The organism is Pseudomonadota bacterium, from assembly GCA_026390555.1.
GTDB lineage: Bacteria > Bdellovibrionota_C > UBA2361 > UBA2361 > OMII01 > OMII01.
The window spans coordinates 1-12,537 of sequence record JAPLFS010000044.1; the positions used below are offsets into that span (position 1 = coordinate 1).

The 12,537-nt window shown below is 50.5% G+C and carries 13 protein-coding genes; 10 read left to right on the forward strand and 3 right to left on the reverse strand.

Annotated features, from left to right (window positions below; all coding sequences use genetic code 11):
* The coding region (locus NTV65_06410) for a metal-dependent transcriptional regulator (GenBank protein ID MCX6114828.1) at nucleotides 1-383 on the reverse strand (383 nt) is incomplete at its 3' end.
* A 210-nt stretch (nucleotides 384-593) separates the two neighbouring features.
* On the opposite strand from NTV65_06410, the gene NTV65_06415 reads away from it, so the two are divergent.
* From NTV65_06415 to NTV65_06435, 5 genes are read left to right on the forward strand one after another with little or no spacing between them, the layout of a single operon-like run.
* A complete protein-coding gene (locus tag NTV65_06415) occupies nucleotides 594-1,421 on the forward strand; it encodes an SCO family protein (protein ID MCX6114829.1) in 828 nt (275 codons plus the stop codon).
* 52 nt (nucleotides 1,422-1,473) lie between these two features.
* Nucleotides 1,474-2,781 carry a cytochrome c oxidase subunit II gene (coxB, locus tag NTV65_06420; GenBank protein ID MCX6114830.1) on the forward strand — a complete coding sequence of 436 codons (1,308 nt, stop codon included), beginning with the start codon at nucleotides 1,474-1,476 and terminating at the stop codon, nucleotides 2,779-2,781.
* A 19-nt stretch (nucleotides 2,782-2,800) separates the two neighbouring features.
* Nucleotides 2,801-4,423, forward strand: a complete 1,623-nt coding sequence (locus NTV65_06425) for a cbb3-type cytochrome c oxidase subunit I (GenBank protein MCX6114831.1) — start codon at nucleotides 2,801-2,803, stop codon at nucleotides 4,421-4,423.
* Between the two features lie 34 nt (nucleotides 4,424-4,457).
* Nucleotides 4,458-5,117 carry a cytochrome c oxidase subunit 3 family protein gene (locus NTV65_06430; protein MCX6114832.1) on the forward strand — a complete coding sequence of 220 codons (660 nt, stop codon included), beginning with the start codon at nucleotides 4,458-4,460 and terminating at the stop codon, nucleotides 5,115-5,117.
* A gap of 14 nt (nucleotides 5,118-5,131) precedes the next feature.
* The gene (locus tag NTV65_06435) at nucleotides 5,132-5,482 is read left to right on the forward strand and encodes a cytochrome C oxidase subunit IV family protein (GenBank protein MCX6114833.1); all 351 of its coding nucleotides are present in this window, start codon (nucleotides 5,132-5,134) and stop codon (nucleotides 5,480-5,482) included.
* A gap of 36 nt (nucleotides 5,483-5,518) precedes the next feature.
* Here the strand turns inward: NTV65_06435 and NTV65_06440 are convergent, their stop codons facing one another.
* The gene (locus NTV65_06440) at nucleotides 5,519-6,010 is read right to left on the reverse strand and encodes a metallophosphoesterase (protein MCX6114834.1); all 492 of its coding nucleotides are present in this window, start codon (nucleotides 6,008-6,010) and stop codon (nucleotides 5,519-5,521) included.
* A gap of 314 nt (nucleotides 6,011-6,324) precedes the next feature.
* Here NTV65_06440 and NTV65_06445 point away from each other — a divergent pair, with 314 nt between their 5' ends.
* Nucleotides 6,325-7,764, forward strand: coding sequence for an efflux transporter outer membrane subunit (locus NTV65_06445; protein ID MCX6114835.1), 1,440 nt, complete (start codon nucleotides 6,325-6,327; stop codon nucleotides 7,762-7,764).
* Here NTV65_06445 and NTV65_06450 read toward each other — a convergent pair.
* On the reverse strand, nucleotides 7,748-8,359 hold the full coding sequence (locus NTV65_06450) for a Yip1 family protein (protein MCX6114836.1): 612 nt from the start codon (nucleotides 8,357-8,359) through the stop codon (nucleotides 7,748-7,750). The genes NTV65_06445 and NTV65_06450 overlap by 17 nt on opposite strands.
* 443 nt (nucleotides 8,360-8,802) lie before the next feature.
* Here NTV65_06450 and nadE point away from each other — a divergent pair, with 443 nt between their 5' ends.
* The 4 genes from nadE to NTV65_06470 all read left to right on the forward strand — a co-directional run bounded on the left by nadE (nucleotide 8,803) and on the right by NTV65_06470 (nucleotide 12,511).
* Nucleotides 8,803-10,794, forward strand: coding sequence for an NAD(+) synthase (gene nadE, locus NTV65_06455; GenBank protein MCX6114837.1), 1,992 nt, complete (start codon nucleotides 8,803-8,805; stop codon nucleotides 10,792-10,794).
* On the forward strand, nucleotides 10,791-11,426 hold the full coding sequence (nadD, locus tag NTV65_06460) for a nicotinate (nicotinamide) nucleotide adenylyltransferase (protein MCX6114838.1): 636 nt from the start codon (nucleotides 10,791-10,793) through the stop codon (nucleotides 11,424-11,426). Before nadE ends, nadD begins: the two co-directional genes overlap by 4 nt.
* A 17-nt stretch (nucleotides 11,427-11,443) precedes the next feature.
* A complete protein-coding gene (locus NTV65_06465; protein ID MCX6114839.1) occupies nucleotides 11,444-11,779 on the forward strand; it encodes a rhodanese-like domain-containing protein in 336 nt (111 codons plus the stop codon).
* Between the two features lie 393 nt (nucleotides 11,780-12,172).
* Nucleotides 12,173-12,511 (forward strand): hypothetical protein, encoded by a 339-nt coding sequence (locus NTV65_06470; protein MCX6114840.1) that lies wholly within the window; start codon nucleotides 12,173-12,175, stop codon nucleotides 12,509-12,511.
* Nucleotides 12,512-12,537: the final 26 nt, after the last annotated feature.

Genomic DNA, 12,537 nt, shown 5'->3' on the forward strand with positions numbered 1-12,537 from the left:
GTAAACTCCTGCAACTTCTTTGCGGTCTCCGCACTAATCAGGTGCTCGGTCTTGCAGGCGTCGATCTCGGCCTGCTGTGGGCTGACCTTTAATATGTTCACGAGGAAGTTGTTAAGGATGTTTTTTCTCATGTGAATAGCACGCGCGATCACCTCGCCCTCTTCAGAGAGCACCAGAAACCTGTTCTCATCCTCGACCACAAGGTTCTTGGCCTTTAGCGCCTTCAGGTTAATGGAGGCGCTGCCGGTTGTGATGTTGAGGTCCCGAGCAACATCTGTCACGCGCGCATATCCACGCAGCTCCCGTAGCTCAAGGATCGCCTGGAGGTGGTGTGCGGCGCTATGGGTAATGTTGTTCTCTTCAAATTTCTTCCAGATATCCATCGAGATGTTCCTCGTAAGTAAGAGTCAGTGTTTGGTAGTAATACTAGTATTTTTTGCTCAACTACTGTTGCTAGACTACTAGCCCATGTTATGCATGTCAAACTTAAGTTTGTTTGGTCAAGTAAGTATATCTCGTAGGAAACATGCGTTATTTGCAAAGAGCACCATTTTAGCACATGCTTCTAGTAACGGAGCTTACCCAAACCTGCTATGTGGAATTTTAGTATTAGATATCAACTGGTTACGAGCGTCTGTCTAACTGCTATCTGCTTACTAGCGCCCCTGCATCAAGTTTACGCACTTGAAAAGCCCGGCGAGGTCCTTGAGAAGGATGTCGGAATATTTACCCAACTTGGTGTCAGGGTTGATCTAACTAGAGAATTTACCGATAGCTCCGGTGTTACCAAGAGCCTCAAGGAGTTTGCGCTCCCGGGCAAGCCGATTATAATAGCTCCTGTCTATTATAAATGTCCGCGACTGTGTGGTCTCCTGCTTGATGGGGTCTACAATCTGCTTAATGAGCTCACACTCAAGCTCTCGCTAGATTACACGCTATTGGTAATAGCGTTTGATCCATCGGAGAAACCGCAGGACGCCGTAAAGGTAATGGATAAGTTTAACTCACGCCTCGTTGGCGAGGCGGTCAGTAATACGAGTGGCGTGAAGTACTTGGTAGGGAGCGAGCAGAACGTTTCCGCCCTAATGGGGGAGCTTGGGTTTAAATATTTAAAAGAGGGGCAGGATTTTGCACATTCTGCCGCTCTTATGATATTGACGCCGGGTGGGGAGATCTCGCAATATTTCACCGGGATAATTTTTCCTGCATGGGATGTACGCCTCTCGCTGATTGAAGCCTCGCAAGGTGGGGTAGGAACTGCGATAGATCACCTACTACTATTTTGCTTCAGATTTGATTCGCTGCAAGGAAGATACACCTGGGCGGTGGTTACATTACTAAGGGTCGGCGGTGCGTTGACACTTCTAGGGCTCGGAGTGCTATTCTACTTTTACGGTAGAAAACGGACGCAGGCTGTATAGGTTATCTAGATAGATAGACGAAAGTTTTTAGGGTATTTGGGTTAGTAAAGTTATGTTGGGATTGCTAGGCGAACAGGGGTCAGATTTCGCGCATAAGATCGATTATGCCCACGACGTAGTTACCATCATCTCGGTGTTATGCACGGCTGCGATCTGCGGCGTGATGATCTATTTCGCCATCATCTATCGCCAAAGAGACGGCAAGGATCATGAGACCCCGGCCATTGAGGGTAATAACACCCTAGAGGTGATCTGGACCGTATTCCCTACGCTTGTGTGTATCTGGGTGGCGTGGCTTGGCTTTGACACCTTTGTTGATCTCCGTACACCACCAGCAGGTGCGATGGAGGTGAACGTGGTTGCCCAGAAATGGATCTGGAACTTCGAATACAAGAACGGCAAGCGCACAACGGGCGAGCTGGTTGTGCCGGTAGGCGAGCCGGTCAAGCTAATCATGACCTCAAAGGATGTTCTGCACTCATTCTTCGTTCCAGTGATGCGCACCAAGGCGGACGTTATTCCTGGGCGCTATACCTACGAGTGGTTCCGCCCGATCAAGACCGGAGACTTTCAGGTTTTCTGTACCGAGTATTGTGGAGATAGTCACTCCAAGATGCAGTCACGCTTGAAGGTTCTCCCGAAAGCTGAGTTCGAGCGTTGGCTCAATGATGACAGCGAGGCGCGCAAGCTTGCCTCACTTAAGCCATCCGACCTTGGTAAGGAGCTCTATGTTTCTAAGAACTGTATTGCCTGTCACAGTTTAGATGGTTCCCCGCGAGTTGGCCCGAGCTGGCTAAAGCTTTTCGGAAAAGAGGGCAAGCTTGCAGATGGCAGCAGCTACAAGGTTGATGAGAATTATATTAAGGAGTCTATCCTTCTTCCACAGGCCAAGAGCGTTGCAGGGTATCCAGCCATGGGCATGCCGAGCTACCAGGGGCAGATCTCAGATGACGAGATCTCAGGCATCATCGCCTTTATTAAAACCATCGATGGAACGAGTAAGGTTGATGTGGCACCAGCTATTGCTCCAAAAAAGAACGGAGCAGCGCTCGCTGGCCTAACTCCCGCTGAGCGTGGCAAGGCGATAGTTAACGACTCTAGCAACCTCTGCGCAACCTGTCACAGTATCGATGGCTCGAAGCTCGTCGGACCATCGTTCAAGGGGATCTGGGGACGCAAAGAGAAGATGGCTGATGGTAGTGAGGTTGTCGTTGATGCCGCATATATCAAGGAGTCGATCTTAAAGCCGCAGGCTAAGATTGTTGCGGGCTACGGCCCGGTGATGCCAGCTATGTATGAGGGCAAACTCAGCGAAGACAATATCAACGACATCATCGAATATTTAAAAACTTTGAACTAAGCGTAAGGGATAAGAAGTTATGGCGGCGCACGCTTCAGCAACTACAGGGCACGAAGAGGTAAATTACCTTAATTGGAAGACCGGTATATGGTCATGGCTTAGCTCCACAGATCATAAACGCATCTGCTTCCTCTATTTATTTGCGATCTCGATCTTCTTTTTAGCGGGCGGGACTGCCGCGCTCTTAATGCGTACGGAGCTTGCAACAGCTGGTCCGACTATCATTAAAGATCCGCACACCTATAACGTGCTCTTTACGATGCACGGGGTATTTATGATCTTTCTTTTCGTGGTGCCCGGTATTCCCGCGACCCTCGGAAACTTCCTTATCCCTCTTATGATTGGGGCCAAGGACGTAGCGTTTCCGCGCCTGAATCTGTTTAGTTTCTATCTATATGTTGTCGGAGCGCTGATCGGAGCCTATGCGATGCTACACCCCGTTGATACGGGCTGGACATTCTACGCCCCTTACAGCACTACTACCGACAGCTCTGTAAGTACGATGGTCTTTGCTGCCTTTGTGCTGGGGTTCTCCTCGATCGTTACTGGACTTAACTTCCTAGTTACTATTCATCAGTTGCGCGCCCCGGGCATGACCTGGATGAGGCTTCCTGTATTTATCTGGGCATCTTACGCAACTGCGGTCATTCAGACCGTTGCAACACCGGTAGTTGGGATGACGCTTCTGCTTATCATCGCGGAGCGCGTCTTTGGTGCTGGAATATTTGATCCAACCAAGGGCGGTGATCCGGTTCTGATGGAGCATCTTTTCTGGTTCTACTCGCACCCCGTAGTATACATCATGGTGCTTCCAGCGTTCGGAGTTGTGGGGGAGATTATCCCTGTTTTCTCCCGTAAGCCCCTATTTGGATATAGGATGGTTGTGCTCTCTACGATGATGATAGCAGCCGTTGGTTTCGTCGTATGGGCGCACCATCTCTTTCTAGCTGGTATCTCTGATTTTTCGGCGAAGCTATTCTCAATCATCACCTTCCTTGTGGCGGTACCAACAGCCATCAAGGTATTTAACTGGGTCAGCACGATGTACAAGGGGTCTATATCGTTTAGGACCCCGATGCTTTATGCCATGTCGTTCGTGTTTCTCTTTATGGTGGCTGGAACGACCGGTATATATCTCGCCATGCTAGGAGTTGATGTGTACTACCACGATACATATTTCGTAGTGGCGCACTTTCATTACACCATTCAGGGCGGAGCTGTAATCGGGCTTATTGCAGCGCTGCATATGTGGTTCCCAAAGATGACCGGTAAGATGTACAACGAAACCGTAGCCAAGAGCGCCTTTGCGTTTCTATTTATCGGCTTTAACCTGACCTTTATTCCACAGTTCATCTTAGGTATGAATGGAATGCCCCGTCGGTATTACGACTACCCACCGCAGTACGAGACCCTGCATTTCATCTCTACTATCGGAGCTTACACGAACGGACTGGGCTATCTGATGGTGATAGGAAGTCTGCTCTGGACTGCAAGGTATGGAAAGGTAAAGGCCCCACGTAATCCTTATAACTCGCTCAGTTTGGAGTGGCAGACAGCCTCACCTCCGATCCATGAGAACTTTGAGGAGACGCCGATAATCACTGAGGATCCGTATAACTACGGAGTTCACCGGCACACTTAGCTTTAATTTGAAGTAGATATCAGATAGGGACGTTATGAGTTCGAATGCAGCAGTAGCTGAGCACCACGTTGCTCCAGGGGATCCACCTCATATCCATCATATGGATAGCGCCACGGCTTACGGAGCTGCAAAGCTCGGTATGTGGCTCTTCCTTGCAACTGAGATCCTACTCTTTTCAGTGATGTTTTGTAGCTTCGCTGTCATGCGCTACTACCACTTAGCGGAGTTTGCTGATGCCAGTGAGCACTTAAACTGGAAGTTGGGCTGCTTGAATACAGCCGTGCTACTTATATCGAGTTGGACCGCGGCGGTTGCGGTAACGAAGGCTCAGCAGGGAGACAACAGGGCAGTTGCGCGCAACTTTGGATTCAGCATCTTTTGTGGTTTCTTGTTCCTTGTCATCAAGACCATTGAATACACCTCCAAGGCGCATCACGGCATGTTCCCAGTTGCTCCATGGAACCATGAGTTTTACGCATATAAGAACTTCCTTGGCATCTACTACTGCATGACCGGACTGCACGCACTGCACGTTATTATCGGAATGATTGTTATGTGGTGGGTTGTGTCCAAGGCGCGCCATAATCGCTTCTCTGCTCGCTACTATACGCCGGTTGAGCTTGGCGCTCTTTACTGGCACTTAGTCGACCTAATCTGGATCTACCTCTTCCCACTTCTATACCTAGTTGGATAATTTCGGAGCACCGTATGTCACATTCAGACTCAGCAGATCACGCGCAGCACGAGGCTCCTGGCCACGTAGTTCCTCTAGCTGTATTTAACAGGGTGTTGATAGCACTACTCGTACTGACTTTTTTAACGGTAGTGATATCCCGAATAGATCTTGGTCCTTGGAATATCGTGGGAGCGATGGTTATCGCCTCAATCAAGGCGAGTCTTGTGATCGCGTTCTTTATGCACGGCAAGTACGAGAATAGGATCATCTGGGCCTACATTATCCTGCCCTTTGTTCTGCTCGCTATCTTGATCGGCGGAGTGTTTACGGACGATCCGTTTAGAGGTGACTTACAGCCGATGCAGGTAGTGATCACCAAGTAAGAGCTGCCTCTGATATCAGGTAATGAGCAGGAGTTGCTAATCTGAAATCTCGACGAACTCAACTGTACCGCTCTCTGTTCTAAGAAAGGCGACAGTAAAGCGTTCTGCTGAGTAGAGCGCCCCTGGGTTTATCACCCTTGTTTTTCCGATAAGCTCGTTGCGCGCCTCGTGTGTATGTCCGTGTAGCACATAGTCGTAACGCTGAGATGCTGCTGCTTCAGTGATAATTCTAGCGCTTGTCCCATGATTAACAAAAAAACTCTTTCCGGCATGCGTAAAGGTCAGGGTGTCATCGATCTCGTTAAATCCTAGCTCCTGACACTTTTTCTTTAAGCCGGAGCGCTCGCCGTCGTTATTTCCGTAGACAGCACGCAGCGCTAGCCCGGCAAAACGCTCAAGCACAGGGGGAGAGATGATATCACCACAATGAATGACGAGCTCTGGGGCACGCTCTTTAAAGAGCGCAACTGCCCGCACGATCATCGGCACATCCTCATGGGTATCTGAAACTATTCCTATTAGGGCCATAATATTCTCGGTTCTCTGTAACTATTCACCCATAAGATAAGCGTCCCCGATTAGGAGACGGCAAGAAATGGTGTTTCCAGGTGGTTACCGCCGGACCAAATCTGTTTAACCAGTGGCAAGCTTATACTGGGCTGAATAGTTAGGACAATATGGGCAAAGACACCAAGGGACACCGACTAGAGTTCGTAGATCTAGTCGAATCCCTAGCTTCCTTGAAGCGCAAGTAATATAAGTGGGTACAGAGCGAAAGGAGTCACTAGCTTCCTATATACTAGGGAAGGTCGTGGCTGTTACGCATTCTTTTATGGGGCACCTTGATAAAGAATAGGATTCCGTACCTCTTGGTAATTATTGCGAGCTGTACAGGATGTGCGGTCGGCCCAGATTACGTCCCACCACAGACAACGGTGCCCGAGCAGTTTATGGGCTCAACCGTTCAGGGCATAAGCTCAGAGCAGGTACTTGAACGCTGGTGGTCTAACTTTAGCGACCAGCAGCTTAATAAACTCGTGAGCACAGCGGTTCATTCCAATATAGATCTACGCGCAGCAATCGCTAGGGTTAATCAGGCGCGCGCAATTCGGCAGGAGACCTTTCTGGATCTATTTCCAACCGTAGGCTCCGACGCAGTTTATACCCGTAACCGCACAGCGACCTCAACCTTTGCTGGAGGAGCGATTAAGAACGGTAGTAATTATATTAATAATGAATACTATGATGCCGGATTTGATGCGTTCTGGGAGCTCGATATATTTGGGCGTGTACGGCGCAGCGTTGAGGTAAAGGATGCAGAGAGTGAGGCCTCCGTCGCTGAGCTGCACGATGCTATCAGGATTCTGGTTAGCGAGGTTGCTAGAAATTATTTCGAACTACGTGGAACGCAGCTGCAAATATCCGTTAGCAACGAGAATGCAAGAACTCAGGAGCAGGTGGTAAGGGTCGCTACAGCGCTCTTTAAGGGTGGGCAGTCAACGGAGTTCGATCTTTTGCGCGCCCAGGCGCAACACTCCAGCACCCTTGCTACGATTCCGCCACTTGAGGCGCGTGCAAAGGCGGCCGTATACCGACTGGCGGTGCTGTGCGGCAAGCAGCCACAGGAGCTAGTGCTTGATGGGGCGCAGGCCTTTCCGATATATGTTGGCCCGGTCACCCTTGGAGACCCTGCCGGACTGTTGCAACGTAGACCCGATATTCGGGCGGTTGAAAGGCAGCTTGGTGCGGCAACCGCAGGGATAGGGGTAGCGCGGGGGGATCTCTTTCCCAAGGTTACGTTTATGGGTTCAGTTGGGTTTAAAGCCAACACCGTGCGCGAGCTCTCTTCAGGTAATAACGAAACCTACGGGATTGGCCCAAGTATCTCGTGGCCTGCGCTTAATATCGGCAGAGTGTTTGCCAATATCGACCAATCCGAAGCGGTTCAACAACAGGTGATTGCGCGCTATGAGCAGGCCGTTCTGCTGGCTCTTGAGGAGACGGAGCGAGCGCTGGTGCAGTTCTCGGCATCGAGACAACGGCGCGATTACCTTAAGGACGCAGTCGAGCATAGTAGTAAGGCCGTAGCGATAGCGCAAACTCAATACGAGAACGGACTGATTGATCTTCTACCGGTCCTTGACGCGCAGCGCAGCGCACTAACCTCACAACTGCAACTTGCAGAGAGTGAGACCGGGCTGCTTACAGCATTAGTAGCGCTCTTTAAGGCGCTAGGAGGTGGATGGGATGAGGCGATTACAGAGGCTAAGTTGGCAACGTAGCCTGAATCATAAACGGTGCTGCAAGGATCGATACACCGACAAAAACGAGCAGCACCACGACCATGTATGTGATAAAAAATGGGATACGTTGAGTAACAGGGATCTCAAGCATGCTTGGGAGGCCCTTGTAGAGAACGTATAATGCGTAGATTGAAAAGAGGATCGATAGTGGAGCTCCGATCGGTGGGAATATAGCGAGCATTGTCCCGACGAGCTGCGGAAGTGAGGCGTAAATAATCCAGCTATAGGCACTGTCGTAGTTAGCCTTGCCCTGAAAGAAGGGCGCTAGCTTTTCGATTAACCATGCCAATGCAAATGGCATAGCTGCTCCGATTATAATCTGAACCACCCCCTGACTAAGCGATCCAAAGAGGGATGGGCGCCATTGTCCTAGGAGCCCTGGCTGACCAAAGATCAGCAGCCCAAGTTGGCTACAAATGGTAGCAACCACCAAGGTTGGCAAGGCCAGGGAGATAAAGAGCTCTTTCGCCGTTTTATTCTCAGAGGAGATGGTGGTCCAACACTGCACTGGGGACGTAATTACAAGCTTGATGCGGTTGATGATTAAGTTAGGGCAGATCGTATTTGTGCTCATAACTTAAAGGCTACTGTAGGAGAGGTGGCTAATGGAAGTATATTTGTGCCATCAATATAACCATGGGTGTCGTAGATACGGCGTTATAAATCTGCGCCGTTGTGGTTTAAACAGTTATTCTAATCAGTTGAAGATAATAGAGCTAGTTTGGTAACTGGTCACCGTAGTTTAATGTTGCGATTCAAGCTACTCAGATTACGGCGAAGTTTCATAGGTAATTCGATTGGTCGTCCCCTGATTGGGGACGGCAGATTTTGTGACCAGTTAATGTTTTCACCCCCGATTTGCGGAGCAAATCGGCCCCTTAGGGGCTATTGAGTGTCATTACTGTATGCGAATATTTCTGAAATATGCTGACTAGTTACCTAGTTTGTATACCCATATACTAGGGTGTAAGTTCGTTCCTATATGAGATTTCTTTGTGCCTAGCCGATACTATGTTTATGGAACGACTCCTAGTCGCAACAGCGGCTTTAAATCAGACCCCGATCGATTGGGAGAATAACCTTCGTAATATTCGAGGGGCTATTGCGGCTGCGCGTAGAGCAGGGGCGCAGATCGTGTGTCTACCGGAGCTGTGCATTACGGGCTACGGCTGCGAAGATACCTTTCATTCCTCCGGGATCTTAGAGCAGGCGCTCCGCTATACCGTAGAGCTGGCCAAGGAGAGTAGGGGGATTGTCGTTAACGTTGGGTTACCCCTAGAGCTTAACGGTGCGGTGTACAACGTAGTCGCGCTGTTGGCCAATGGTGAGATAGCTGGTTTCGTTGCAAAGCAGCACCTAGCCGGCGATGGGATTCACTACGAGCCACGTTGGTTTAAGCCGTGGCCGCGCGGCGTTGTCTCGCATATTCAGCTTGGTAAACAAGCCGTGCCGGTTGGGGATATATTTTTTGAGGTTGATGGGGTCAGGATCGGATTTGAGATCTGCGAGGACGCGTGGGTCGCCGATCGACCGGGAATCGATCTCGCCCGTCACGGTGTGGATATCGTGCTTAATCCAAGCGCTAGTCACTTCTCATTCGGAAAACATGAGGTGAGAAAACGCTTCGTTCTTGAAGGCTCGCGCGCCTTCGGTGTTGCGTACCTCTATGCGAACCTGCTTGGGTGCGAGGCCGGACGGGTTATCTATGATGGAGACACCATAATCTGCTCACATGGAGAGATTGTAGCTCTGGGAGAGCGCTTCTCATTCGAGCAGCTACAGGTAGTAAGTGGCGTTATCGATCTGGAGCGCTCGCGCATGATTCGCCGCAGGCTCTCTAGCTTTCGTCCACAACACGACGCCGGAAACCGACTAGTTGTGATTACGGGGCTAAAGCTAAAACGGAGCACGAAAAGCTCTAAAGCCCAGAGTATAGCGTGGGAGGGATCTGAAACTATAAAGCATGAGGAGTTTACCCGTGCCGTATCGTTAGGGCTCCTTGACTACCTCCGTAAGAGTAGGAGCGAGGGTTTCGTTGTTTCATTAAGCGGCGGAGTTGATTCAAGTGCTGCGAGTTGTCTCGTTAGGCTGATGATAGAGGGCGCGCTTAAGGAGCTTGGACTGGCTGGGCTTAAAGCGAAGCTTTCATATATTCCCGGCATTAAGCGCATTAAGAACGTGAGGGAGCTCACAAAGCACTTACTAGCGTGTGTCTATCAGGGCAGCGATAATAGTTCAGAAACAACAGCTACCGCTGCTAGCACGCTTGCAAAGGAGCTTGGAGCAGAGTTCTTTAACCTCTCCATAGCGGAGCTAGTAGATAGTTATGAAAAGCTTATAAGCAAAGCAACTGGAGTGAAGCTCTCGTGGCAGGAGCACGATATCGCAAGGCAGAATATTCAGGCCCGTGTGCGATCGCCATCAGTCTGGCTTATTGCAAACCTGCGGCGGGCGTTATTATTAACTACCAGTAACCGCAGCGAGGCCGCGGTTGGATATACAACCATGGACGGCGATAGTAGTGGTGGGCTTAGCCCGTTAGGGGGCATTGATAAGGCTTTTTTACGGCAGTGGCTTAAGTGGCTTGAGCGCCAGGGTCCAGCTGGGCTTAGCTCTTTTCCCGCACTAGCACTTGTAAATGTGCAGGCCCCTACAGCGGAGCTTCGACCGGCACGCGATAAGCAAACCGATGAGAGAGATCTTATGCCCTATGAGGTGCTCGATATTATTGAGCGCTACGCAGTGCGGGATAAGCTTCTGCCACAGGGAGTTCTGGAGCTGCTACGGGAGGACTTCGCGGGGCGCTACTCATTAGCGGAGCTTAGCGCATGGACCGAGCGATTCTTTAAGCTCTGGAGCGCCAATCAATGGAAGCGCGAGCGCTATGCGCCATCCTTTCACCTCGATGATGAGAACCTAGATCCGAAGAGCTGGTGCCGATTTCCGATATTATCTGGTGGCTTTGCGCAGGAGCTTAAGGGGTTGCGTAGTAAGAAGGGGAGCAGATGAGTAGTGCGGCTGGTGGCCGAAGACGGCTAGCTCTTTATGGTGGGGCCTTTGATCCGATTCATAACGGGCACCTTGCAACGATAGCGCTAATCTTAAATAGCGGCGCGGCGGATGAGGTGCTCGTTATTCCTAGCGGCGACCGGCCCGATAAGCCCAACACAATAGCGGCGCAGCACCGCATGGAGCTCTCCCGTCTAGCCATTACCGAGGCCTTTGGCTCGGACTCAGCGATTACGGTCTCCGATCTTCAGGCCAGCGGCTCGCTTGGTTTTGCCTCGATAGAGCTCTTAGACTACTTTAAGAATAAGCAGCCAGATGCGGAGCTGCTACTGGTAGTTGGGGCCGAGCTGCTTAGGGACCTTGCGGGATGGGTAGAGGCCGAACGGCTTAAGCTTGAGGCGCACCTTCTTATAGTAGGGCGGCCGAGCGTTAAATCCTCTGCGCCGGAGCTGCAAGCAGAGTGGCAAACAGAGTGGCGATCTACGGTGCTCTCTGCCCCATACAAGGCTCAGGTGCTAGTGTCGAGCACAACCCTTAGGGAGCTAATACGAAGCGGGGCGCGCTGTGCTGGGCTAATGCCTAAATCGGTCTACGACTACTGCATTAAACATGCAGTTTATAGAGCATTTTAATATGAAGGATTTATCCTATGCAATCACTACCAACTATTCCGCAAATAACTCCAAGAGAGCTCAAGGCCAGACTCGATGCAGGTGACGCTCTCTTTCTGCTCGATGTGCGCGAGCTGCAGGAGCGCGAGATCTCTCATATTGGGGGCGAATTTATCCCGAAGGACACCGTAGTTCAGAACCTCGAGCGCATTCCACGCGACAGGGAGGTTATCGTCTACTGTCGAAGTGGGGGACGCAGTCAGTGGGTGGCGCAGGAGCTTAAGGGCAAGCACGGCTTTGAGCGGGTGCTAAACCTGTCCGGGGGCATGTTGGGGTGGGCTAAAGAGGTCGATGGCTCCGTTCGAGTGGGGTGAGCGGCATAGCCCAGACCAGGACACCAACATACCTGTCGGTATGAGTCGGTTTTAAAATATTATGCTAATCAGGCGCTAACTTTTCGTTGGACTTACTGAACATCTTCCTTTATTTTGGAATATAACGGTGAGGCTTTCATGTCTTTTCCTGCACAAAAAGGCAGGAGTTGGCCTGTATGCCACATCCCTTGCTCTTTTTCATTCTAATATGTGCATAAGCTGAGCTCTTATCGGAGTCTGGATAGATACGGATTGCGACGAGGGCTCACAAAGATCGAAATAATATGGTTTTCAAGGTAACTCCCTTGAGGTTGGCTCGTTAGAGCTGCTTCACGGGAGTTACCTTTGGATGGGTGATTCTAGTTTCATTTCTCAAGCAAGAGGAGAGACAGTATGTCTCAAACTGGAGTTCGTGTCGCGGCGTTGATCTCTGAGACCAACACCATCAGTACGACACAGCGCGAAGCCAAGCGGCTAGCCGAGAGGATCTTGTATCTTCTCGACAGGCCGAAGTACAGGGGCGGGCGCGAGTACAGTCAGGGTGGAAGTGGAATCAGGTTCTGTCGAGATAAGAACGGACTGCTCACCATTCGGTGTCAGCAGCAGGAAGTAACGGTTTCTCTGTCCCCGGACAAAGGAAACCGGCTCAAAAAGCGTACAAATATTTTACGCCTGAGTAAAAAGCTCCTGGTTAACGAACTCATCCTCAAATCGATGAGCTATCAGTTGTAAACCAAGGAAGGTAGGATGTCACAAAT

Excerpts from the sequence above, each read along its gene's own strand:
- NTV65_06415 (MCX6114829.1), top strand. The coding sequence starts at position 594 with ATGTGGAATTTTAGTATTAGATATCAACTGGTTACGAGCGTCTGTCTA.
- coxB (MCX6114830.1), top strand. The coding sequence starts at position 1,474 with ATGTTGGGATTGCTAGGCGAACAGGGGTCAGATTTCGCGCATAAGATC.
- NTV65_06425 (MCX6114831.1), top strand. The coding sequence starts at position 2,801 with ATGGCGGCGCACGCTTCAGCAACTACAGGGCACGAAGAGGTAAATTAC.
- NTV65_06430 (MCX6114832.1), top strand. The coding sequence starts at position 4,458 with ATGAGTTCGAATGCAGCAGTAGCTGAGCACCACGTTGCTCCAGGGGAT.
- NTV65_06435 (MCX6114833.1), top strand. The coding sequence starts at position 5,132 with ATGTCACATTCAGACTCAGCAGATCACGCGCAGCACGAGGCTCCTGGC.
- NTV65_06440 (MCX6114834.1), bottom strand. The coding sequence starts at position 6,010 with ATGGCCCTAATAGGAATAGTTTCAGATACCCATGAGGATGTGCCGATG.
- NTV65_06450 (MCX6114836.1), bottom strand. The coding sequence starts at position 8,359 with ATGAGCACAAATACGATCTGCCCTAACTTAATCATCAACCGCATCAAG.
- nadE (MCX6114837.1), top strand. The coding sequence starts at position 8,803 with ATGGAACGACTCCTAGTCGCAACAGCGGCTTTAAATCAGACCCCGATC.
- nadD (MCX6114838.1), top strand. The coding sequence starts at position 10,791 with ATGAGTAGTGCGGCTGGTGGCCGAAGACGGCTAGCTCTTTATGGTGGG.
- NTV65_06465 (MCX6114839.1), top strand. The coding sequence starts at position 11,444 with ATGCAATCACTACCAACTATTCCGCAAATAACTCCAAGAGAGCTCAAG.
- NTV65_06470 (MCX6114840.1), top strand. The coding sequence starts at position 12,173 with ATGTCTCAAACTGGAGTTCGTGTCGCGGCGTTGATCTCTGAGACCAAC.